This is a genomic window from Gluconobacter sp. Gdi, assembly GCF_014132155.1.
Classification (GTDB): Bacteria; Pseudomonadota; Alphaproteobacteria; order Acetobacterales; family Acetobacteraceae; genus Gluconobacter.
Map to the genome: position 1 here is coordinate 13,060 of NZ_BLJQ01000013.1, position 21,062 is coordinate 34,121.

Annotated in this window: 23 protein-coding genes; 5 read left to right on the forward strand and 18 right to left on the reverse strand. The window is 60.7% G+C overall.

Annotation, left to right across the window (positions count from 1 at the left end; all coding sequences use genetic code 11):
* From JN414_RS14220 to JN414_RS14305, 18 genes are all read right to left on the reverse strand, one after another.
* A complete protein-coding gene (locus JN414_RS14220; protein WP_202208495.1) occupies positions 1-1,149 on the reverse strand; it encodes a hypothetical protein in 1,149 nt (382 codons plus the stop codon).
* A complete protein-coding gene (locus JN414_RS14225) occupies positions 1,146-1,640 on the reverse strand; it encodes a lytic transglycosylase domain-containing protein (RefSeq protein WP_194258214.1) in 495 nt (164 codons plus the stop codon). The genes JN414_RS14220 and JN414_RS14225 overlap by 4 nt, the downstream gene beginning before the upstream one ends.
* Positions 1,637-2,056, reverse strand: a complete 420-nt coding sequence (locus tag JN414_RS14230) for a hypothetical protein (protein ID WP_202208496.1) — start codon at positions 2,054-2,056, stop codon at positions 1,637-1,639. Before JN414_RS14230 ends, JN414_RS14225 begins: the two co-directional genes overlap by 4 nt.
* Positions 2,053-2,301: an IcmT/TraK family protein gene (icmT, locus tag JN414_RS14235; protein ID WP_015074953.1), complete on the reverse strand. Its 249-nt coding sequence runs from the start codon at positions 2,299-2,301 to the stop codon at positions 2,053-2,055. Before icmT ends, JN414_RS14230 begins: the two co-directional genes overlap by 4 nt.
* On the reverse strand, positions 2,301-3,467 hold the full coding sequence (locus JN414_RS14240) for a type IV pilus twitching motility protein PilT (RefSeq protein ID WP_202208497.1): 1,167 nt from the start codon (positions 3,465-3,467) through the stop codon (positions 2,301-2,303). The genes icmT and JN414_RS14240 overlap by 1 nt, the downstream gene beginning before the upstream one ends.
* Positions 3,464-4,462, reverse strand: a complete 999-nt coding sequence (locus JN414_RS14245; RefSeq protein WP_202208498.1) for a type IV secretory system conjugative DNA transfer family protein — start codon at positions 4,460-4,462, stop codon at positions 3,464-3,466. Before JN414_RS14245 ends, JN414_RS14240 begins: the two co-directional genes overlap by 4 nt.
* On the reverse strand, positions 4,455-4,907 hold the full coding sequence (locus tag JN414_RS14250) for a DotD/TraH family lipoprotein (RefSeq protein WP_202208499.1): 453 nt from the start codon (positions 4,905-4,907) through the stop codon (positions 4,455-4,457). The genes JN414_RS14245 and JN414_RS14250 overlap by 8 nt, the downstream gene beginning before the upstream one ends.
* A 78-nt stretch (positions 4,908-4,985) precedes the next feature.
* A complete protein-coding gene (locus tag JN414_RS14255) occupies positions 4,986-5,564 on the reverse strand; it encodes a hypothetical protein (RefSeq protein ID WP_202208500.1) in 579 nt (192 codons plus the stop codon).
* A gap of 159 nt (positions 5,565-5,723) precedes the next feature.
* Positions 5,724-8,828, reverse strand: a complete 3,105-nt coding sequence (locus tag JN414_RS14260) for a hypothetical protein (protein WP_016738530.1) — start codon at positions 8,826-8,828, stop codon at positions 5,724-5,726.
* Between the two features lie 13 nt (positions 8,829-8,841).
* Positions 8,842-9,321, reverse strand: a complete 480-nt coding sequence (locus JN414_RS14265; protein WP_237390089.1) for a hypothetical protein — start codon at positions 9,319-9,321, stop codon at positions 8,842-8,844.
* Between the two features lie 174 nt (positions 9,322-9,495).
* Positions 9,496-9,927: a hypothetical protein gene (locus JN414_RS14270; protein ID WP_015074963.1), complete on the reverse strand. Its 432-nt coding sequence runs from the start codon at positions 9,925-9,927 to the stop codon at positions 9,496-9,498.
* A gap of 103 nt (positions 9,928-10,030) precedes the next feature.
* Positions 10,031-10,564: a hypothetical protein gene (locus JN414_RS14275; protein WP_202208503.1), complete on the reverse strand. Its 534-nt coding sequence runs from the start codon at positions 10,562-10,564 to the stop codon at positions 10,031-10,033.
* A gap of 10 nt (positions 10,565-10,574) precedes the next feature.
* Positions 10,575-11,753, reverse strand: a complete 1,179-nt coding sequence (locus JN414_RS14280; RefSeq protein WP_202208505.1) for a hypothetical protein — start codon at positions 11,751-11,753, stop codon at positions 10,575-10,577.
* 67 nt (positions 11,754-11,820) lie between these two features.
* The gene (locus JN414_RS14285; protein ID WP_202208507.1) at positions 11,821-13,107 is read right to left on the reverse strand and encodes a DotG/IcmE/VirB10 family protein; all 1,287 of its coding nucleotides are present in this window, start codon (positions 13,105-13,107) and stop codon (positions 11,821-11,823) included.
* Positions 13,104-14,081, reverse strand: a complete 978-nt coding sequence (locus tag JN414_RS14290; RefSeq protein WP_202208508.1) for a DotH/IcmK family type IV secretion protein — start codon at positions 14,079-14,081, stop codon at positions 13,104-13,106. The genes JN414_RS14285 and JN414_RS14290 overlap by 4 nt, the downstream gene beginning before the upstream one ends.
* Positions 14,082-14,092: 11 nt before the next feature.
* Positions 14,093-14,722: a DotI/IcmL/TraM family protein gene (locus JN414_RS14295; protein WP_202208509.1), complete on the reverse strand. Its 630-nt coding sequence runs from the start codon at positions 14,720-14,722 to the stop codon at positions 14,093-14,095.
* A gap of 127 nt (positions 14,723-14,849) precedes the next feature.
* Positions 14,850-15,893, reverse strand: a complete 1,044-nt coding sequence (locus JN414_RS14300; RefSeq protein ID WP_202208510.1) for a hypothetical protein — start codon at positions 15,891-15,893, stop codon at positions 14,850-14,852.
* Positions 15,894-15,991: 98 nt separating this feature from the next.
* A complete protein-coding gene (locus tag JN414_RS14305) occupies positions 15,992-16,768 on the reverse strand; it encodes a helix-turn-helix domain-containing protein (RefSeq protein ID WP_202208511.1) in 777 nt (258 codons plus the stop codon).
* Between the two features lie 163 nt (positions 16,769-16,931).
* Here JN414_RS14305 and JN414_RS17000 point away from each other — a divergent pair, with 163 nt between their 5' ends.
* The 5 genes from JN414_RS17000 to JN414_RS14330 are packed head-to-tail and all read left to right on the forward strand — an operon-like array spanning position 16,932 to position 21,061.
* Complete coding sequence (locus JN414_RS17000; RefSeq protein ID WP_145995626.1) at positions 16,932-17,348, forward strand: hypothetical protein; 417 nt, start codon at positions 16,932-16,934, stop codon at positions 17,346-17,348.
* Between the two features lie 54 nt (positions 17,349-17,402).
* Positions 17,403-17,789, forward strand: coding sequence for a hypothetical protein (locus JN414_RS14315; RefSeq protein WP_202208512.1), 387 nt, complete (start codon positions 17,403-17,405; stop codon positions 17,787-17,789).
* Positions 17,786-18,328, forward strand: a complete 543-nt coding sequence (locus JN414_RS14320) for a hypothetical protein (RefSeq protein ID WP_202208513.1) — start codon at positions 17,786-17,788, stop codon at positions 18,326-18,328. Before JN414_RS14315 ends, JN414_RS14320 begins: the two co-directional genes overlap by 4 nt.
* Positions 18,328-19,521 carry a hypothetical protein gene (locus JN414_RS14325; protein ID WP_202208514.1) on the forward strand — a complete coding sequence of 398 codons (1,194 nt, stop codon included), beginning with the start codon at positions 18,328-18,330 and terminating at the stop codon, positions 19,519-19,521. The genes JN414_RS14320 and JN414_RS14325 overlap by 1 nt, the downstream gene beginning before the upstream one ends.
* A 1-nt stretch (position 19,522) precedes the next feature.
* Positions 19,523-21,061, forward strand: a complete 1,539-nt coding sequence (locus tag JN414_RS14330; RefSeq protein WP_202208515.1) for a hypothetical protein — start codon at positions 19,523-19,525, stop codon at positions 21,059-21,061.
* Position 21,062: the final 1 nt, after the last annotated feature.

Sequence of the window (21,062 nt, forward strand, 5' to 3'; positions counted from 1 at the left end):
TCAGGCGGAGCGGAGCGTGGAAAGGGCGCGATCAAGCACCGGGATGTAGAGGGGGCGACGCAGGCGCTGTTCCTCGGACCAGTGGGCGCGGGCGCCAGCGGCTTCGATCCGGGGATTGGGATGCACGTCTTCGTTGGGGTTTTCACTGGGGTAGCCCAGGGAGTGCAGGGCGTACCAAAGCGGCCGGTCGATCAGCTTGACGATGGCAAAGGCCGGAGGCGCCAGGACGCCAGCTTCAAATCGGGCATCGCACAGAAGCGTCATGAGGGCGGTCGTGGTCCATCCGTGACGGTCACAGCTCTTGGCGATCGTGGCCTGGACGTCAGGGTCTGCAAGGAAGTCCTGCGCGTCCTTCAGGACGTTTGCGGGCACCTTCAGGCTGACCTTCGGGCCGGTATCGCCATCAAGGCCTGCGTCTGCCAGACCTTCAGACAGTTGCCCGAGCAGGGTCATGGCCTCATCGCGACGTTTGAGTTTGTGCAGCGCAAAGGCCGCAAAGAGCACCTGAGCCGCAGGTGGGGTCGCGACGGGTCCGGCTGTTGTGTAGTGCGGGCCGAGCTGACGCTCGAAAGCTTCCTGCGCGCAAACCTCACTGAAACTGCCATCAGCGGCCGTGGCAAAGCGGCTGCGCCATTCGTCGGCCGTCAGGGCCGGATCGGCCGGAAGGGGGGCTCCGGTGGACGGCGCAACCAGTCGGGTGATGCGGCGCTTTGCAAACCCGCGCAGGGTCGGAAACATTTTTGCCTGCACGGCAATCAGGCCTTCGAGATCGAGGACGGCCCGCAGCGCCTTGTTCTCCCCGAAGAAGAGGCACAGGCCCGCGCAGATTCCACCGACCAGGACCGCAACCCACCGAAGTTGCATCCCGACGATGGACAGGCCGTAATAGAGCTGGATCAGGCGAATGGACGCCGGATGGTGCAGGGCCTGATGAAGCTGGACATTCAGATGCGCCAGCTCCGGGGTCGGCGAGAGGATGCCGAGCTGCCAGATCAGGGCCTTACAGTAGAAGCGGCTGATCTCGGTGTGGAATGTTGACCAGACCATATAGGCCAGGACAACCATGCCCAACAGTGCAACACCGGCCAGCATCAGGGTGATTTCCCCTGACGAGCGCGTGCCTGAGGACCGCGAAGCTGTGCCACTCATGCCGGGTCTCCTTGATGGCTGGTGCGGATCAGGGTCTGGGAAATCTCGTAAAAGCGCTTCAGGTAGGCCGTGCCAAAACGAGGCGTATGGGAGTGATAGCCTGCGACGGCCTGCCAGAGATCGCCCCGGGCCTTGGTCATTTCCTGCCCGAGGATCCAGCCGCCCGCTTCAAGATTGGCGCAGGAATTGTTCCGCAAGGCCGCATAGGCGCGGGACGGGGTGGTGTGCCAGTGGCGCGCAATCTCGGGAACATGGATCGTATTGACCTGCATGGGGCCAAGGTCGGACGTCCCGTTGGTGTTCTGCACGGCCTGACCGGGATGACCGCCTTCGACATAGAGCAGGACCAGCATGACGCCCGCTGGCACATGCGCGTTATGAGCGGACTCCTTCAGGCAGGCCGCGATCTGGCGTCCGCCGTCGTCGGCCGAGGCAGCCGGGGCCGCCATGAGGGCCGCAAGGGCCAACGGAAAGAAAAGGCGGGTTTTCATGCGGCCTGCTCCTTCTGGACGGAGACCGGCTGAAGACGCGCCATGCTCGCCTGCCAGAGGCCGTTCAGATCGCACAGGTTGATCTGGCCGTTCTGAACTGGGAGCGCATCCAGCACATCGAGCAGGCAAAGCAGGACCGTGACGGCTGACTGCGCATCATGGTCGATGACGGTCACGCCAAGAGCGGCTTCTGGATCATCGGCCAGCGTCAGGCCAAAGCCGTGCCGGGTCATTTCAAACCAGAGCGCCTCTGCGGTGATCAGGAAGGCTGGCAGGAAGCCGCTGCTGGACGCCGCGACCGTGCTGGCGCAGGGGGTCGAGTTGGTGGCATCGCTCAACAGAACGCTGAGGCCCTTGCGGTCGATAGCACGGACCAGAACGTCTGAAAGCAGGCCGATGGCAGGAGAGGCGGTCATCCGTAGCGCCTCCGCTTCCAGGTCGGCCGACCGGACCGGACGGGACCGGTGATGAGGCGGCGGACGGTTCTGAGGGCCGCCGGAAGCGTCAGCCCAAAGAAGCTGATCGTTGCAAACAGGGCGGTCCCGAGAACGCCAATATACAGCGTCGTCCAGCTCCAGTACGTGACCGTCACGAGAAGCGGCAGACAGGCCCGGCCATCAAGGATGGCCAGACGGACAGGTTTTGCGGTTGCGCGCCACATCAGGCGTCTCTCCTCCAGGCCTCATTGGCCGTCTGTTCGGTGATCAGCCCGTCTTCCAGGGCCTTGCGAATGGCGACCGCATAGCTCTGGCCGTCGCTGTCGATGGCCTGAGCCACGAGATCGGGCCAAAGCTCGCTTTCGGTGCGCATGAGCTGACGGCGCAGATCCTGATGAAAGGTCAGGAACTCGCGCACCGCGATACGTCCGCCGCCGACGCGGTCCAATAGACGCTGGTTGATGACGAAACGCAGCGACTGCGCCAGAGCGCTGACGAGATTGTCCCGTTCGGCCCGGGGACACAGGGCAATGGAGCGCTGGATCATGAGGGGGCCGTTGTCGGCATGGATGGTGGTGGAAAGCTTGCCGCCCGTGATGGCGCAGTTGATGGCCGCCTCCATGGTCGGGCCGTCACGACACTCGCCCAGCACCAGATCCGAGTTTTCGCGGCGCATGGAGCCTTCGACAAACAGCGGCGGCGTCATGTTTGGCGGCCGGATCTCCGTCTGGGTGATCCGGTTGCCGTTGGGAGGCTTGAGGCTGTCGAAAAGGAACTCGATCGGCTGCTCGCCCGTGGAAATGTTGCATGAGACGGTCGGATCCATCAGCCGCTCGTGGATCAGCCCGAACTGCAACGTGGTCTTGCCCGATCCGGTCGATCCTCCCGTGAGAACCATGCCGCTTCTGAGCAGGTTCGTGTCGCGGATCTCCTGCTCGACGCGCTGCTCGTCCAGGCTCTTCGGCAGGGTCGGGATCGGCCGCAGGACAAGATTCATGCCCGGACCGCGCATGGTCTGCACGGGGAAGATGTTGATACGAAAGCGCAGGGACTCACGACGGTTGAGCGTCACGCTATAGGCCGTATCAAGCTGAAGGCTGATCAGGACGCGCGCCGAGCCGTCCGCGCCATAGACGTGATCCACGATCTGCTTGAGATCCAGCGATGTCGTGGGGTCCATGGTGGCGTAGCGGTTGCGGCCATGAACCGTGAGCGTGGCCCGATGTCCGGTCAGCAGGTCGATGCGCGACGCGCCGAGGCCATGTGCCCATTTCAGGAAGTCATCGAGACCGGGTGCATGTTTCCGGGCTTCAGCAACCCAAGGGTACTCGCGCTTCGCCCGTTCGTGTACCCAGGTTTCGGTGTCGCGCAGTTTGAGAACGGCGCTCATCGGCAGTCCTCCGGATAGGCAACGCGGGTGCGGGCCTGAAGGCCGGGCTGTCCGGTGATCCGGATGACACGGTCGCCGAGATGCAGACTGTCGCCGCCGCCCACGGCCTGACGGTTCTCGAAGACCACGCGTGGCTCTTCGACACGACCGGCCCGCAGAAGCACGCGGTAGCGGGCCATGCCCGTGATGTCGCGCTGAAGACGGGAGAGATCGGACAGGTAGATCTCATCAGCCACCTTTTCTCCGGATGCCCAGCCTTCGGCCACCCAGTCGTTCCAGTGCCGCACTTCCTTGTCCGTGTGAGGCAGAGCAGATGAGGCCGGATGACGTGGCTTGTTCCAGGAGCGGACGAGATAGGTCCGCCAGTTCGGTGCGGCAGAGGTGAGCTGCGCCTCACGGGTAATCTCGAAGACACAGCGGCTTTCATGAGCGATGGTGCCGGTGTCGTTCAGAGCGAAGGCCATCTGTGCCTGACTCACGATCGGGGGCTGCATCAGCGTCTGACCATCACCAACCGGCAGGACGAAGGGGCGGAAATCGAACGTGGTGTCGAGGATGGGCTCGTTGTGGCGCAGCATTTCATTGATGGCGAAAGACCGTGCGGCCTGTCCGCCCTGTGCCCCGTAGGTCAGCGCGGCCTGACGGATCTGCTCGCGTCGGCCCGGCTTGAGGTCGTCGCCGGCTTCATCGTTTGGTCGCGCGTCCTGCAACGCTTCGAGTGACGGTGGGGCCTCACCGCCTGTGATGCGGTCGAGCTGAAGCGCGCCTGTGACCGGGGTGTTGGCAGGATTCCCAAGGGCCTCATCGTTGGCGTTGACCTGATCCGCGCCCGGTTCAGGGGGGCTGGGCATGGAAACGAGCGTTCCGCTCCGGGCTGGCGGAGGAAGGGAGCTTGTGGACGGCATGATGGTGCCGGTATCGGCCGCACCTGCGAGAGACGGGAATGCGAGGAAGGCAGCCGTTGCGAGGCCGCAGAGCAGGGCGCGATCAGCCATGGTACGTCACCGAGATTGCGTGGGAGAGGGGATCGACAGAGACGGTGGCCTGATCTCCTGCCTGCTCGCCAAGCGTGCGCAGGTGGTCAATCACAGGAGCCACGGCATTGATCTGGACAATGACCTTCTGATGCGGGCCGAATGCGGTCACGCTGTAGCCGATGTCTTTGCCGAGCTTGCGGACCGCAGGCTCAAGCGGGCCTTGCCAGACAAACCAGACCTGATGCTTGAGGTCGGCGGGCAGGCCGGGATCCGGTGTCATGGGAGGCGGGGTTGGCCGCAACGTGCCGAGCTGGGCCAGATCCGCGTCGGTCGTGGCAATGGCGCGTTGCAGCGCAAGCTCGGGGTTGGCCATGCCTGTTGTCGCCACAGGCTCGGGCGGTTTGGTGGCGCAGGCCGAGAGGGCCAGCAGAAGAACGGGTGTCAGTAGGTAGTGGTGTCGCATGGATCCCTCCAGATGTTGGAAGGATCATCGCGGCTCGATCTGCGACTTAGACGGAAAAATCAGTCGCTACTCAATTCTCTACTCAAACCAGAAAAGAGCGAATTCACCAACCACAACGGCGAATGCGAATTCATCGAGATAAGGCATCCACCTGTAAAGATACTTGACGACAGGACCATTTATTGCGGTTACTTTTTCATCTCGCGTAAAATATTTGAAGGCAGAAAAAGCTACACAAGCTGTCACAAAAAACAAAAAGATAAAACAACTATATCCAATAATATTGTGACGTATATGTTTTAGTAATTCTGGATTATTTGCTAACTTACTATGCTCACTGAGTTTCGTAAATTCGAAAAAAATAGCTGAAATAGCTACAACGAGACAGCTTGCATAGTAAGTTAGAGTCTTCGCCACATATGTATTCCGCCCTTGTGGAGGAAGAACAATTTTATTATCTATAATATTCTTGTCGTTTCGCATATGTTTCTCAAGTTCTTTGCGATCCGAGAAAGTCTTACCGCTTTTCGAAGCATAAGCGTCAAGAGCGGTATCTTGGGCTTCCTTAAACATGTTCACGGTTGAGGATACGTAATGAACAATAAATGCGATTGATACGATTGAGGGCCATACCCAATGATATTGTTCTTGATGCATATTTAAAATCTCTCAATGGTAGGCGAATATCGAGGATGCGTCTGATTACTATTAGAAACAATTTATCTTCGATATCAAACTATTTATAACTTTGTCCTGGGCGGCCAGGAATAAAAAACCGCATGGAGCTTTCCATGCGGCTTTTTTTGAATTTTAGGACTAGGCAGCGGCCCGTTGCTGCTCATCCATGGCTTCAAGGCGCTCGTACAAGCCCCCTGCAATGCCTTGGCCGGACAGGATCTCATCCACCAGAGCGTCCATGACGCCCTGCTGTGCCTGCTCGTCCTGAAGAAACGAACTTTTCATCGCGAGGGCCTTGCGGCGGGCAAGTTCCTTTTCCGCACTCCCGCCCGGGAACACGATGGCAAGGCACCGCAACGCGCGGCTTGAGGGCATTCGGGCAAAGAGACGCGAGCGCAGAGCGGTGTCGTTCGGCGTGCTGGAGAAGGCCCAGAGTTCAATGGGGCCGAGCACGTTGACCAGAAGCTGCTCATATTTGCCTTCAGCCGCGTTCATCACCACGAAGAACGGCGCACCGTTGCGGCCTGGACCGGGTAGGCGGTTGCGCACCACATAGGCGCTGGCAGGTGTGAGCTTGAAGTTCTCGATCATCTCGTTGGCCTCCCGCTCGTCTCCGCATTTCAGGATCCAGCGGGCCGTGGACTGACCCACGAGATCAGCGCTGAAGTCGCCGCTGCGCTGGCTGATGAACGAAAGCTGCACATTGTGCTTACGGCCTTCACGAACGTCCCGGATCGCCTGCTTATCGACCTGCGGGGCCTCCTTGGGACGATGCCATTCTTCGAAATCGAGGCGCTTGATCGTCTCCTTCATCTCGGTGAAACGGCTGCGATGATATTCCCGCACATTCTCCGGCATGACCGGCAGATCTGCATATTCCGGGTGCAGGAAGAAGTTCCGGCCGATCAGGTAGCGGCCGAGCATATACATCAGGGCCGTCTGCCGGTTTGCACTCTCTGACCCCTGCGGAGCGACCCGGGCCAGATCCAGGACGATGATTCGGGCGTCGCCCAGATCAAGCTGGGTCGGCTCGGAGAGCGTCGGATATTTCTTGATCGCCGCCATGATGTAGCGTTCGAACGCATCAATGAGCGTCTCGTGCGTAGGCAGGACGATCTTGGAATAGCGATTGAAGATTTCCGGCGCGCGGGCCGCTGCAATCAGATCCTGGAGAACCGGAACGGCATGACGTTGGGCAATCCCCGCCAGACGATGCTCGCCCGCAGCGATCAGGGCGGTCACAACGTCACGCCACCAGGTCGGATCCGCACTGTCGAGATCGCCTTCGGCCGCCGCGTGGTGCGGGAGCTGGAGGCCGAGGCGGTGGATAGCCTCATCCACCAGAGGCTCGATGCCCTCGCGGTAGTGCTTCGGATTGCCGCCTGCAACACCCGTGCACTGACGATAGGCCTCCGCAATCACGTCGCCGACGAGCTGGTCCATCCCTTCGAAAGGCTGACCATCAAGGGGTGTGGCCAGCAGGGACACGAAGTTGTCGATGGCGACTTCTTCAAGCGGCAGCGGATATTCGAGCCCCACCTGAAGGTCGAAGATATTGACCTCAAAGCCGGGTGCCATCTGCATTTCCACGAAGATGGCCTCATGGGCACGATCCGGCCCGAGCGCGTTGCGGACCATTTCGATAAAGCCGAGAGACGCATGGCCGATGTCCAGCTTCGCCAGCAGCGGCAGCTTGACGCCATTATTACCCATGGCAGCAGAACTCAGGAGCAGGCCGAGAAGAATGGTGTTTCCGAGCACGGTCTTGCCGCTGCCTGGAGGGGCGACGATGATATCCGCGATATGCTCACGTACGCCGCCGCCAGTCGGATCGAACGGCCAGATCCCGCCATCGGGCTTACGAAAGAGGATGGAACCTTGCGGGAAGGGGGAGGCGCTTCGCATCCACGGCATCATGCCCATGGCATCCCCCAGAGGCGCAAGAGCCGGGGTGGCTGTGGAGCCTAGAGAGAGCACGGGGACCGACCCCATGGCGGCCTCAAGCGGGTCGCCCGGAACACGGGTGGTCTTGCAGCCGCCCCAGCTTTCGAGGCCCTGAGACAGATCGGCCGCACGGCGACGCAGCAGCTTGTCTTCGCCGACCGGTGCCCAGGTGCTGGCGGTCATCCGCATCCGGACGGAATTATGGTTTTCCGTCTCGCGCATACGCTTGATGGCCTGAAAAGCCCGCGTGATGTCTTTGTTACCCGGAAACATGCCAAGCATGGTGGCCCCTGTTTCCTTGATGGCGAACGCGGCTTTGCCACCGCCTTCGAGGATCATGGAACTGCGCCAGGGCAGACGCTTGCGGCCCAGAGTGTTGAGCAGTTCGGAGAACGGGCGCGGATCCTCGGGGCCGAGAAGCATGTCCACGGGGGCATAGGTGTAGTCACCGACCGTCACGAGCTGACCGCCCTGATTTTCGGCATCCGCGTTGAAAATCTGATCGCGCAGGGACGGCCAGAGCAGGTTTTCGGTCTTTTTGCTCTGTTTTTCGTCATCCGGAAGACGCGGCATGACAGGGTCGCCCACCAGCGTCGGCTTCCAGCCACTTCCGGCCGTCTCTCGATAGAGCGTTTCACGCGCCAGCGTGATGGATTCATCGGCCCGTAGCAGCGTCGTGGAGATGCCGAGATTGGACATGCTGTCCTGCACACGCGCCACAAACGCATCATGTCGGCCTGCCATGAGTTCGGAGCGCAGGGTAAAGCGCTGACCGCTTCCCGCTTTTGGCCACGCCTTGACCTGCTCTTTTCTCTCGGCCGCCACCTGCTTCTTTTCTTCACGGGTCAGAACGGCCGGTCGGGTCCACAGGATGTAGCAGGCATCTTCCCACCGCATCACCTGAGGCCACCGCAGGCGGCGCTCATTGATGATGTCGTGGAAGTCAGCGTTCATCATGCGTGAAATCTGCTCGCATCCGTTGAGCGCCAGCAGATCCACGGCGACGCGGGCCTGATCCGGGTCGGAGATATACCAGCCTTCGATCACATGACCGGTGCCTTCGAGCAGGCCCTGAAGTTCGATGCGCTGCTGTTCGGCTACGGCCTCCACGTCTGCACGCGAGCACATGGTGCGCAGACCATTCACGCGCAGAACCGAGACGTACTCGCCCCGGAGTGTCACGAGCCGGTCCTGATGGACGGCGTCCGTATGATTGGTCTCGACATCGCAAAAGGATTCGAGGGGCTGACGAAGGAAGAGGCTCGCGCTGGCAAGCAGTTCGGTCAAAAAGCCAGACATTGGAAACTCCGCGTCAGGATGGGGTGAGGGCGAGGGCCTTGTCGAGGAAGGCCGGGTAAACGTCAGCGCCAGCGTCAAGCAGCCTGCCGGTCGGCAGAATGCGCAGGCCTGCGCGGAGGAGAGCGAGATTGCGTTGGACGGCCTCATCGGCGCTGCCACACAGGCGCATGGCCGTTGTGATCTGACGGATGGAGCCGGATTGCAGGCGATGCTCGGCTTCCGCACGTCTGGATTCCAGCAGACGCAGAAGCGTCATGGGCGTCCGGAAAGAGGGGGAAAACTGCGTGCCGAGCAGAGGGTCCGGAATGGCCCTCAGGACGGTGTTCCAGAACTGGCTGTCAGACTGGCCCTGTTGTCTGGCCATCAGGCGGAGCGTCTGGTGGGCCGTGCGAACAAGAAACATCAGGCGTGACTGGGACATTTCCGGCCACCAGACCAGCATGGCCTCGGCGTCAATGGCCGCACGCGATGTGTCCTGCAGGAGATTGCACACCTCGCAGACCCTGAGACCGGCCCCTGAGGAGGGACCAGTCCAGGGAAGACCTGCCCCGGGCGACGGCAAACCGCAGCACGAGCAGGTGAACGAGCCATCCGACCCGTCTTTCCCGGGCCGGATCTCCTGGTCGAGACCAGGCTGGAGGAAGAACGGATCGGAGGTCATGTCAGCTTACTGGAACTGGTAGCTCTTGGCGGTATTGCTGATTTCAGCATTCCCGTTGGAGGCCGTGTTCGCAGAGTTGTTGATCCACTTCGGGCCTGTAGCCGCCACACCGGCCAGAACGAAGCAGACGACGCCGGCAATCGCCATGCCCGGGCGCTTGGTCTCTTCCTTCTGAGACTTGTAGAACAGCACGATACCCGTCACGAGCGCGACAATGGCCAATGCGTAGAGGGCTGCGGCAGAACCGACACCGATGGTGTCCGTACCTTCCTGCGCCATGTTCTGGATCTGATGGCCAAGACCGTTGCTGGAGGCCGTACCCCCTGCGGCAGCAAGGGCGGTGCCAGCCATCACCATCGGCAGCATGGTTGCTGTCGCGACGGTTGCGCCGATCTTGGTGAGCGCGCGGGAAGAAGACGGGGCTGTCTGGGATGTCATGAGTTGTTTCTCCGTTGTGAGGGACAATCCCCTCTGCCAACCAATCTGACCGCGTGATCTGCGACTGAGGCGGGCGAGGGGTGTTTTTTTTCGTCAGCCCGTTTCAGGGCCAGAAAGAGAGGATCCAGGTGGCGTCCTTGACGGGATTGAGGAGCATGACGCCAAAGACGTACTGGATGCCGCAGCCAAGGCGCTCGCGGTTGGAGCGTCCTCTCTGGATGGCAAGCCACGTCAGGACGGCGAAGAAGCACGTCCAGGCCCCGAACATCTGAAAGAACAGGGCGAAGTCCTTAACGATCGCGAGGATCGCGTCTTTGGGGCCGGTGCCGGTGATCAGGCTGTCCGCCGTGCTGTAACTGGTCGCCGCGTCGCCCAGAGTGACCTGCACATCCGTTCCGGCCGAGGCCGTGCTTTTGGTGAGGATGACGTTGAACGAGGCGAAGACACCGCACAGGACGAGCGACAGGTAGGGCAGCCACGGCTTGTCCTGCAGCGCCTGGATGGTCGGGTGGTAATACTGATAGATCCCGACCAGACTGAAGATCAGGCAGCTCACGGCCGCCGCATAGCAGGCCGTGGGCAGAAGCCAGCCCATGGCAACGGCGATTTCATGGACGAGATTGACAAGGCCTTCCATGCTGGCCTCCTCAGTTCAGGTCGCCATGAGCCGTATGCAGAACCCAGGTCGCGCCCTGCTGGCTGATGGTCAGGACTGCGCCGTAGCCCGGAATGACCGTGCCAACACCAACCTCGAACTGACGGGCCTGTCCGCTTGGGGCCGCGCTGTCTTCGATCATGGCGAGTTGCGGTGAGGCCGCAACGATCCGGTAGTGATGGATCCAGGCAGGCTTTGGAGCCGGGCCGGCCACGGCGGCCGGAGCGGGTGGAGCGGTCGAAGACGTCGGGGCCGCAGCCGCAGGCCTGTTCATGGCAGCACTCAGGGCCGCACGCGCTTTTTCGGCAGCCGCATGGGCCTGGGCAGCCTCATCGGCACCGGGATTTTCTGCGCCTGTCACGGCATGATTGGCTTCGACCAGAGAGATGCGGCGCGTCAGATCGTTCAGGCGGTCTTCTTCAGCTTTGCGCTGTCCGGCCAGAGACTGGCGCAGGTCTTCAACTTCGCCACGCTCGCGTTCAATCACGCGGGCCTCAGCCGTGACGAGCTGAAGCACGTCGATCTGCTGCTGCGTCGCCATGGGCGCGGCCTGAAGGGTCTGGGCTGTCTTGACCGGATCGGCAGGCGGTGCGGGCGGCGCAACGACCGGGGCGTCAGTCTGGGCTGGCGCAGACTGCGATGCGGCTGAAGGCGTTGCAACAGCGGCCGCAGGAGGCGCTTTCGGGGCGGTCGCAGAGGCGGGCGGGTTCGCCGCAGCTTTCGGGTGGCCGAGGGTCTGCATTTCTGCAAGATCGGCGGTTGCAGGAGGGGCCGCCACCGGAGCCGGTTCAGGGGCCTGAGCCACGGGCGCTGCCGCCTGATCCATACCCACTTCCTGACCAGGGGCAGAGACAGGGCGATGGTGGTGCCCGCTGGCCGCCAGAATCCCCACGAGCAGGACGCCGCAGATCCCGAGACCCGAACCGCCGTAGAGCTTCTGGCGGGGTGTCAGTGCCTCGTAGCGCGAGATCAGGGGCGTGAGAAAAGAAGGGGAGCCGGATGATGCCGGTTCGACCGTGTGACTGTCAGCGTGGGCCGTTGGGTCGGCTTCGTGACCTTCCAGATCGTCCGCCACGGTGTCGTGCTGAGAAGGCAGCGGGGGAGCGGCCGACGCGGGCTCCATCCGACGCGGAGTGGTTTCGGTGTTCAGGTGATGAACTGTGGAACTCATAAAAAAGATCCTTCTGGCTGAGACTGCCAGAAGGATCGGGGAACGATCTGCGACTGAGTGCGGAAATTCAGGGCTTATCGACAACGGGATCCATGAACATGACGCCGACATTTACATTGGCGGCCAGAATGATGCGCGAGCGCGTTGGCGTGTCCTGTGTGAGGGCACTGTTGACGGCCGAGGCGGCACTGCCTGCCGCGACGCCGAGCTGCTGGCCCATGTTCAGACGCTGGATATAGTTCATGCCACCCAGAGCACTGTAGCTGCCGGAGACGTTCGATGTCGTCTCGATGGCCTGGCCGAGGCCCTGCACAAATGCAGCCGCCGCTGGCATGACAAACCGCTGGAAAATCAGGGGATCGACGCTGGAAGCGACACCCTGCTTCATGGTGTCAGGCGCCATCACCACGCCGTTTGTTGCCAGATTGCGGCCCTGATGAATGATCTTGTTGACCTGCACGACCAGGAGCTGCTCGTTTCCGGGTGCCCTCGCGACTGTCGCAATCATGCGGTCGCCAGCGATCGGACCGCTATCGGCCTCAAGAACGATCTGACCGGACAGGTCGCTGTCCGTTGCGGTGACGGTGTGGGCATAGATCCCGCGACCGGCCGGAATCAGCGCTGGTGGAGCTGCCGTATCGTGTGAGGCCGTGGCCGCTGCGGATGCGCCTGTTGCACCACGCGTGGCCATTGTCTTCTCGGCCTGAGGCTGACCCTCCTGCTCTGGCTTGAAGACCGCCTCCTGAAGGTCAGAGACAGGGGGCCGGGTCTGAAGTCCGCTTTCGATGCGCGCGATCTCGGCGACGTAGCGCGCACGGCGCTTTTCACGCTCCTGCTGTTCGGCCTGAGAGGTTTCGCCATTGCCGGAAGAGGAATAGGCCGGATCGGTCTGCACAAGCGGTGCCTGCGGTGCATTTTCGATATGCGGCGGCGTTGGCGGCGGTGCAGGAGGGGTAATTGGCGCGCTGTACCCGACTTCCTGCGGCTGACCATGCGCGCCATCATAGGACAGGACGGCATCCTTTTTCTCGCCCTTGTCGGCGCGCGTAACGGCCGGTGCCAGATCCGGCGTGTAAGACTGGCCAGCGCCTTCGGACTTCTGCGCGGTTTCGGTGTTCTGCAGATGACGCAGACGATCCTGTTCCGGATTGGTGTTGGTTCCAGCGGGCAGAGCGTTCATCTCTGCGATCTGACCCGGGTCAGACTTGGGCATCTGCTTGGTCTCATGATGTGAGACGACAAGCACCAGAGCGATCACGGAGACGGCCGAGGCGCCGAGCAGGACCAGGCGGCGGTTTCCGCCGCGTGTCGCGCTCGACAGGACGGATTTGAACTTGGGAAGCTTCGGCATCATGGCGTCATGTCCTTGAGAGACGCGGACACGGTCCGACCGGAATCCGACAGGAGAATGTAGGGGGTCTGGCGGAAGGCGTAGAGGGTGTAGCCGTCTTCACCGCGCTCAGAACTGTCCCAGGCAGGCGTCATGAGCGCCAGCCGCGTGCGGATGTAGAGTTCGTTGCCCATCCGCCACGCCCGCACATCGTCAGGGGAGAGACCTTCGACGCTCTGGGGAACGGCAGAGGCCGGAGCGATCCCCGACAGCATGGCATTCATGAAGGGCTCTGCTGTGCCAGGGGCGGCTTCCGGTCCCATTTCCTGTCTGGCGTTAGGGCCGTCTTCGTTCACGCGCACTGTCAGGTTGTCGTCATAGGTGCCCCGACCGGCCAGAAGCAGGAACGAGATCGGCTTGATGGCGCCTTTGAGCGTGACGAGCAGGCCACCACGCGGAGACAGCGACAGTGGCTCGATGTTGATGGTGTTGCTGCCAGCATAAGGAACGCAGGTGTAAAAACCCGTGGTCTGCACGGCAGGGGACCCCCCTTTGCCCCCGTCAGACGAGCAGTTCTTCAGACCATCCGGATTGGCGGACGTGCTGGTCGTGTTCCACGCGATCGGCCAGGGTGCTCCGGAGCGGTCCACGAACGAGACGGCGGTGGGATAACCTTTGGTCGTGAAAATCAGCGATGTCTGCTGGCCGGGTGCGAAAGACACGCGAATGGCGGGGCGGCTGGTCGGAGCCGCGACTTCCGTAGCGACATCCTCACGCGCCTTCTGGTTCTCTTTGAGGCGGTTGCCGAGACGACGGATCATCTCCGGCGTCAGGGGAATGGCCTCATCTTCGGCGGCCTGCTGATCCTGTTGCTCGGCAGAGAGAGGGGGAGACGCTGGTGGGGTCTCCGGACCAGGGGCTGCCGACTGTGCCAGCGCGGTGAAGGGCATGAAGCCCATGAGGCCAAGAAGGGCTAACGAAAAGGAACGGGTTTTCATGGCACGGATCCTCACTGCGGGCTGGCCACAAGCTGGGTGATGGCAATGCCGTCAGGGTGATCAGCGTCATCGACACGTTCGACATGCACGGTTGCAATCAGGGTCTGGGAGCTTTCCACATTGACGTTCTCGCAGGTCTGAACGAACGGGAACTGCACGACGTAATGGTGATGACCGTTGACCATGCTTTGCTGGCGAATGGTGGCGGCACGCGTCGGCTGCGCGTAGCAGAGCAGCTTGGCCTCTTTCATTTTCGCCAGATTGCCGTCCTGGACGAAGGACTGCGCGAACGTATTCCAGCCATTCATGGTGAAATGCGCACCGGCTGCGTTAAGCTGCGACGGATAATCCCGGTAATTGATGTTGTAGGGCTTGAGCGACCACTTGATGACCCACGACAGGAAATCTTCCTGACTGAGGATCGGGCTGTTTAGCGCGATAGCCGGGCGAGGGGCGTTGATCCCATCCACGAAGAAATACTTCGGGAGTGGATGATACGACCAGGCGCGGGCCAGAAGAACGGCCAGAACAACCACGACAGCCGCGAGGGCGATGGACGTCTGCAAGGAACGCTCAACGATCTTTCCCTGAAAATCAGGATCGGTCAGGCGTCGGCTCAGGGATCCCGAGGAGCGGCTCATGGCGCGATGTCTCCGTGGAACGACAGCGGGGCTGCGGATGGCATTTCAAACCTCATGATGACTGTGTCATCGTCACCGTGACCCGTTGATCTGCGACTGAAGCTGAAAAAATGGAGAAATTTGCGGATTAATCGCCCGAGCGCATGACGGCGGTCTGCTGGTGCAAGCGGCTGATACGGCGGCCGTTACGGCGGGTGGTCCAGAAATAGAACCCGGCCTTACCGAGGCATTCGCGGCGCACGTAATCCATCTTCTTCAGATAGACCTCATACAGGTCCGGATCGAACGTGTTGCGCATGTCTTTCTTGGAGCGGCGCGGCAGATGGAGCCATCCGGACTGACTGACGATGGTGCGATCGGTCAGGAGAAAGTCCTCGGCCACTGCGTCAGGAGACTGGTGGGCAAAATGCCGCATGGCCAGCTCGTGCTGCATTTCCACGGACCACCGGGTGGTGCAGGCATTCCGGCTGAAGCCGATGATCAGCCCGGTTGGTGAGTTCCGGACCTGCCATCTGCGGCCCCGACGCTCTTCTGGCGTCAGGCGTGACGCCTGTTCCCAGGTCAGGACGACGGATGGGTCGGCGGGGATGGCGCAAGAGTCAGCACCTGGGCGGAGGCTGACGAGCTTCCGTTGCAGGCTGCGGACACTGCGGCCCATCTGTTTGGCAATGCGCTGGAGCCCGATGCGACGCTCACGGTGAGCCAGAAGAGTGGCAACGTCTGCGTCAGTCCAGACGACCTCGGCATAGCGTTCCCGTGCGGGCAAGCCGAGGGCAGCGCGCTTCTTGCGAACGGCCATGACTGTGCGGTCAAGACGCTTTGCTATGGCGGGAAGGTCTTCGCCCTCGGCCCATGCGCGGCTCAGGCGGCTGATGTCGAGAAGAGACCATGCCCGAGGCCCATTTCTGAGCGGGGTGCGCTTGAGAGGAAGTCCTTCCTCTCGCGCAATGGCTTCAATCTCCAGGCGGCTTATGAAAAGTGCGGCCGCGATGTGTGCAGCATTTACGCCCTTGGTCGCCATCGTGATGACGAGCGTTCTGATTTCCTCAGGAGCTTTCCCAAGGGAAATCGGGGAATGCGTATTGCTGCGCTCTACGAGTGACGGTTGGAAAAGCCCACCTGCTACGACGCCGGAAGCCGGAAGTGGGGAGCAGCGGGTGTGTGCAAACATCGTCGGAAGTCCCTATCGCGTTTCAACGTGTAAGGTCTTATCCGACGATAGATCATCCGTTTCAAGTCTTATTACAAGAAACGACAAAAAGTTTTTTGTTAGTTCACCTGTTTCTGAACGGCGGCGTCTAATGCTGTGAAGCTATCCTTAAAAAATTCCACCTGCTCGCGGACGCTCTGAATGTTGCTGTAGAGTCCGAGCGTCCGGAGAGAATTGAAAATATCTTTCTGATTGGGAAGCCCAGGGAATAGATCGAATGTAGCGACCTTCAAGGCCGCTGCGATACGTCGAAGAGACTCGATTGAGGGCTTTCTCAATCCGATTTCTATTAGTTGCAGAGCAGGCGTCTGATGCCCGCTAGCCGCGCCTAACTCAGAGACGTTCATCCCACGGGCAAGTCGAATATCTCTGATTCGTTCACCAAGCTGCCTCACAACAGGTTCTCGTGGGTCAGTTTCTGACGAGGTGACATCCTTGCTCTCGGCAACGTCATGCTCACGGGCTAGCTGGAGTTTATGTATTAGAAGAGATAAAGATGCAGACGTTTTTTGGAAGGCACTGACCAAGTCTAGGTACTTCTGTGTGTCTTCATCGCTTATTTTTACTTCGATCGGAAGTATATCATGATCATCAGGGGGGAGTATTTCATTGGGAGGTGTCTTAAGGGCTAGAAGTATCTTATGAAGGGTCACATAAGATACATTTTTCCCCCTCTCGATATTTGAAATCGTCCCAACAGCCAAATCTGTTACGAAACAGATATTTACCACATTCATTCCCTTGCCTTCCCGAACTTCTTTAATTCTCTGTCCTAGGTCCACAAGATATTCGTCAGTTTGGCCGTCACTTACCTGCGTCTCTGTTTTCTTGTTCATGGCTAGTTCTCTTTCTCGGCAGGCTTACGCACCGGACTTCGGGTCCGGATACTGCAAAATACCAGCGAGAGCGCCCCTGACAACTGAGTTCGAATTTAACATTTCTCCTCAGTCGCATGTCGATCTGCGATTTAGAATATTAAGTTATTTCAGGAGAAACCGAGTGTTTGTAATGTTGCCTCCCGCCCATGTGCAGCCAGCTCCAGCAATGCCCAAAGCGATGCTGACGGAAGCGGCCTTTGAGATCAGTCATGCGCCCCCGCCCCTTCCTTCGCCAGCCCCTTCGGGACCAGTCTCTCTGGCACCTCCCGCAGAGCCATCCGTGCAGGCCGAGCCGCCGAAGGTGGTTCATCACTTCCGCATGACGACTGGCTATGGCCATCAGGTGCCGCTGTCGTTCGCCGTGAGGCAGATCGTTCCATCAGGTGTCCGTGTCACTTACGGTGCGGGCGTTGATCCAGGCGAGGCCGTGGACTGGCAGGGCGGTCGGGAATGGAACAAGGTTCTGGCCACCACAGTCAGCCCGCTTGGCGAGCGTATCGAGGTTGGGCGCGCTCACGTCACTATTTTGAAGAAATAAGCCTTAGTCGCAGATCGAACTGCTTTCCTCCTGGGACTTACCCAGGAGAGAGGCATGTCACCAGACGATCCAACACCGCACAGGGACACCCCGCAGAGTTCTCTGGCCCCTAACCTTGCTCTTGCACGGCACAACCTGCTTGAGCATTTCCGTGTCCGGAATGGACACACTTCCGGCACGGATGGGGCGATCATCACCTCTCTGGCCGATCTCCTTGTGTCTTTACCGAGCGAGGAGCGACGGATCTTTGTTTCCGAAGTGGTCTCGACCGTTAGTGGCGGAGAAGATCTTGTAGCATCTGCGGTCTCCAGCCGTGCTGAACTGGTCTCGTGGACAGACAGCCAGAAGCGGGCAGAGCTGTCCGCGCGGGTATTTTCTGAAGATCGTCTCGCGCTTCTGTGCGACCTTCTCGATCCAGAAGCAGAGAGGGCGGCCGCATGAAACGGACATCCTTTCTTTTCGTGACCGCAGTTTTGTCGGTCCCTTTGAGCGCGTCTGCTGCGACACAGGGTAGCCAGGCCTGCGCCACCCTCACGCAGGCGGCAGCGGACGCCGTAAACGGGCGCATCAAGGCTAACAATGCTTATGAGAAGCAGCCTGAAAGTGTCAGTGGCCTCTCCTGTCTGGACAAGTTTTTCAATGGCACGGGCCTCAATCTCCTGACGAACATTGCGAACCCGGCAGCGCTGATCAATGACGTTGTCGGGCAGGTCGAAGGAGAAATCTGCTCGGCCGCCCAGACCGAATGGGACAATACCGTCGGGGCCGCGCAACAATGTGGCCTGAGCCTGAACGGTGTGAATGTCGGTCTCGGCCTGTCAGGCGGAAACGGCCTCATGTGCCCCTCCCTGAATTTTGGCGGCAGCGGCCCGCAGCTTGCGGCCGGGAGCCTCGGGAATGGCGACTCAAACGGGTATGTCCGGGGGGAGCCACGTCTGCCGACCGGCTACACCAGCACCTCTCTGGATGGGGTATTCTGATGAAGATCCGCCTCAATCCGACAATCGCAACGATGCTCCTCTGCACGACCGTTCTTGTTGTGATGCCGAAGCCTGCGAACGCGTTCATCGGTGAAGCCGCCGTGGTTGCGGCCATCAGCGGGCTACAAAAATTTACCGGCAACGCTTTGTCTTCCATGACCAAGACACTGACGTCCCAGATTACGAGCTCAATGGAGAGCCTGAGCAACCCGAACTCCGTTAGCTCGATGCTGAACAAGGGTTTCACTCAGCTCAGTAACTACGAAAAGGCGGGTGTCGCCGCCGAGCAGCGTATTGCGGATGCGTCCAATACAGCGATGGCGGAGTTTGCTCGCCGCCAGCAGGATACGACGATCCGCGACGAGCATATGATGAACCCGGAGTTCTGCACGGGGATTGACGGGGCGCAGGCCACCCAGGGCGCGTCTCAGTCAGCCAGAACGGCAACCCGCGCGATTGCGATGATCACGGACAGTCGCGGAGAGGCCGACGCCGGAACGCCGTCTTACTATGGTAAGGGCCAGGGTGTGGCATCGAGCATGGCGTTGCACGGGCGGCGGTATTGCTCGCAGGAAGACGTCACAGCCGGTCTGTGCTCGGCTCTTTCCCGTCTGCCCAATGCGGACCAACGGGCCATTTCCCTGTTCGGGCAGGACACCCTGTCGGCTGACGGCGGTGTGGACGCTGCCAACGACTACAGCACCACACTTATCCAGCCTGTAGCCCCTGCCGCACTCCGCGGCGAGCAGCTTACGTCCACGTCCGGACGTGAGGCCGCGTTGCGTCGTCGCGCCTACAACGCCCGCATGTCGCTCTCGCGCTACGTGATGAATTTTATCACTTCGCTGGAGATCCCGTCGATCAACCTGACCGATGTGCAGAAAACCGAGATGCAGGCTGAGGGCATGGCCGTCGCGGATCAGGCCTCGTGGCTGACGTCGATGAGCCTTGAGGTCAACCGCCGTGTCTCAGGCGTGACCTGGAACAAGAACCTTCAGCAGATGCCGCCTGCAACGGTCATGCGTGAGCTGGCGATCGAGCAAGCTCAGGCCAACTACCTCGCCTTGCAGACTTACCGTCTCGGCCTTTTCCAGTCTTCGCTCGCCGCAACACAGGTGGCGCAGCACGAGGAGGAAAGCGAGGCCAAGAGACTTGCCCCTATCCCATCCCCCAACGTCAATCCCGGAGGCTGACATGGCCCAGAATGATACGCAGATCCCTGCCCTTGCGGACGTCTTCCAGAGCCTGGAGCGTGTGCGGCCCCAACTTGAGAAGGATGCGCCCCAACTGGCTGGGCAGATTACCTTGCTTGCCCAGAAGCATCAGGATCCGGACCTTGCATCCAATGATCGGTTTCGGACCAACGTGGCCTATGTGCTCCAGGACGCCGAGCGTCTGGTTGGGCCTATCCTGCCGCAGGAAAATGGGCTGCGCGACGAGATGACACAGCGTGCCATGAGCGTGCCCGGGCTGACGTCCGAGACCCTCACGGGCTTTATGGGGCAGACCGCCGATCTGATGGATCAGCGACTGGTGGACACGGTGCGCTCTGTGTCGGAGCGCGTCGCCTCCATGGGGGCCGATCAGCAGGGTAATCCTGAGATTGACGAGGTTCTTCAATCCCTGTCGGAGCGGGTTGCCACGGCCGCACGGTTCTCGACACACGACCCTGACGCGCAGGCCGTTACACAGGACGAACAGGCGGACGTCAGACCGGTGGAACCGGCTTCCGAGTTTGATGGAAGTCCTGAGCCACCACCTTTCGATGATATTCCGGACGCCCCTGAGTCAGAGGATAGTGAGGATCCACGCGTGCAAGAGGGCGAAACCCCAACTCACCCCTCGGAAGAAAAGGCTGATCCACGGATGCACGCCTCTCCTGGCGGAGGCGATCCGGGTGCAGATCACCCACAGGCCCAACGTCCCGGGCGGCCGCCCGGGACTGAGGCAAAAGAGAAAGCAGCTCCTGAAACGCCAGACAACGTAAAGGCTGGCTCGAAGGCGAAGGCCGGACCTGGGCCGGAGAAGGAAGAAGCAGAAACTCCGGAAGACGAAGCGAAGGAGCAGGTTGTCTATCAGGTGCGCGGCCCGGGTCTCTTTACCCGTCTCGCACAGGCCATTCGTCCTGAGGCCGTGCAGCAGACCGTCACGCCCGGGTCTAACTGGATGGCCAAGGCCCAGACGATGAATGCAGCCCATGGCCAGCAGGCCGATGCCAATCATCTGGATCAGACCGAGGCCCTGGGCCTGAAGGCCCAGAGTGCTCTGGAGGCCGTGCAGAATACACCGGCATCGTCAGTCATGCGGGAAATCGCGGAGGCCGCAAAATCCGAGCCAAACGGCATGGATGGTGTGCTGAGCGAAATGCGGCCGGGAGGTCGGCATGAAGGCCTGCAATCGCGATTTCAAGCCGAACGGAGCACCAACCAGGCGTTCGCAGCGCAACTGAAGGAAGCGGGTGAAGCCGTCGCGGCCTATGGTGCTCATCGTGAGAAAGCCGCCGATATTGGGGTGCAGCGTGGGACAGAGGCTCAGGTCGAGCAGCGCTTCAACGGCCTGGACAGCAAGATTGGTGAACTCGCCAAGGGGGTGCCGGGAAAGGAAGCCGGGACCAGCATGGTCGAAGATCTCTCAGAGAAGGCGCGTGAACTGGTAAAAAAGGCGGTTGAGGCCGTGGCCGCTGTCTTCCGGCCGTCTCCGTCCGCATCCGCCAGCGCAAGCCCGGGAATGTAAC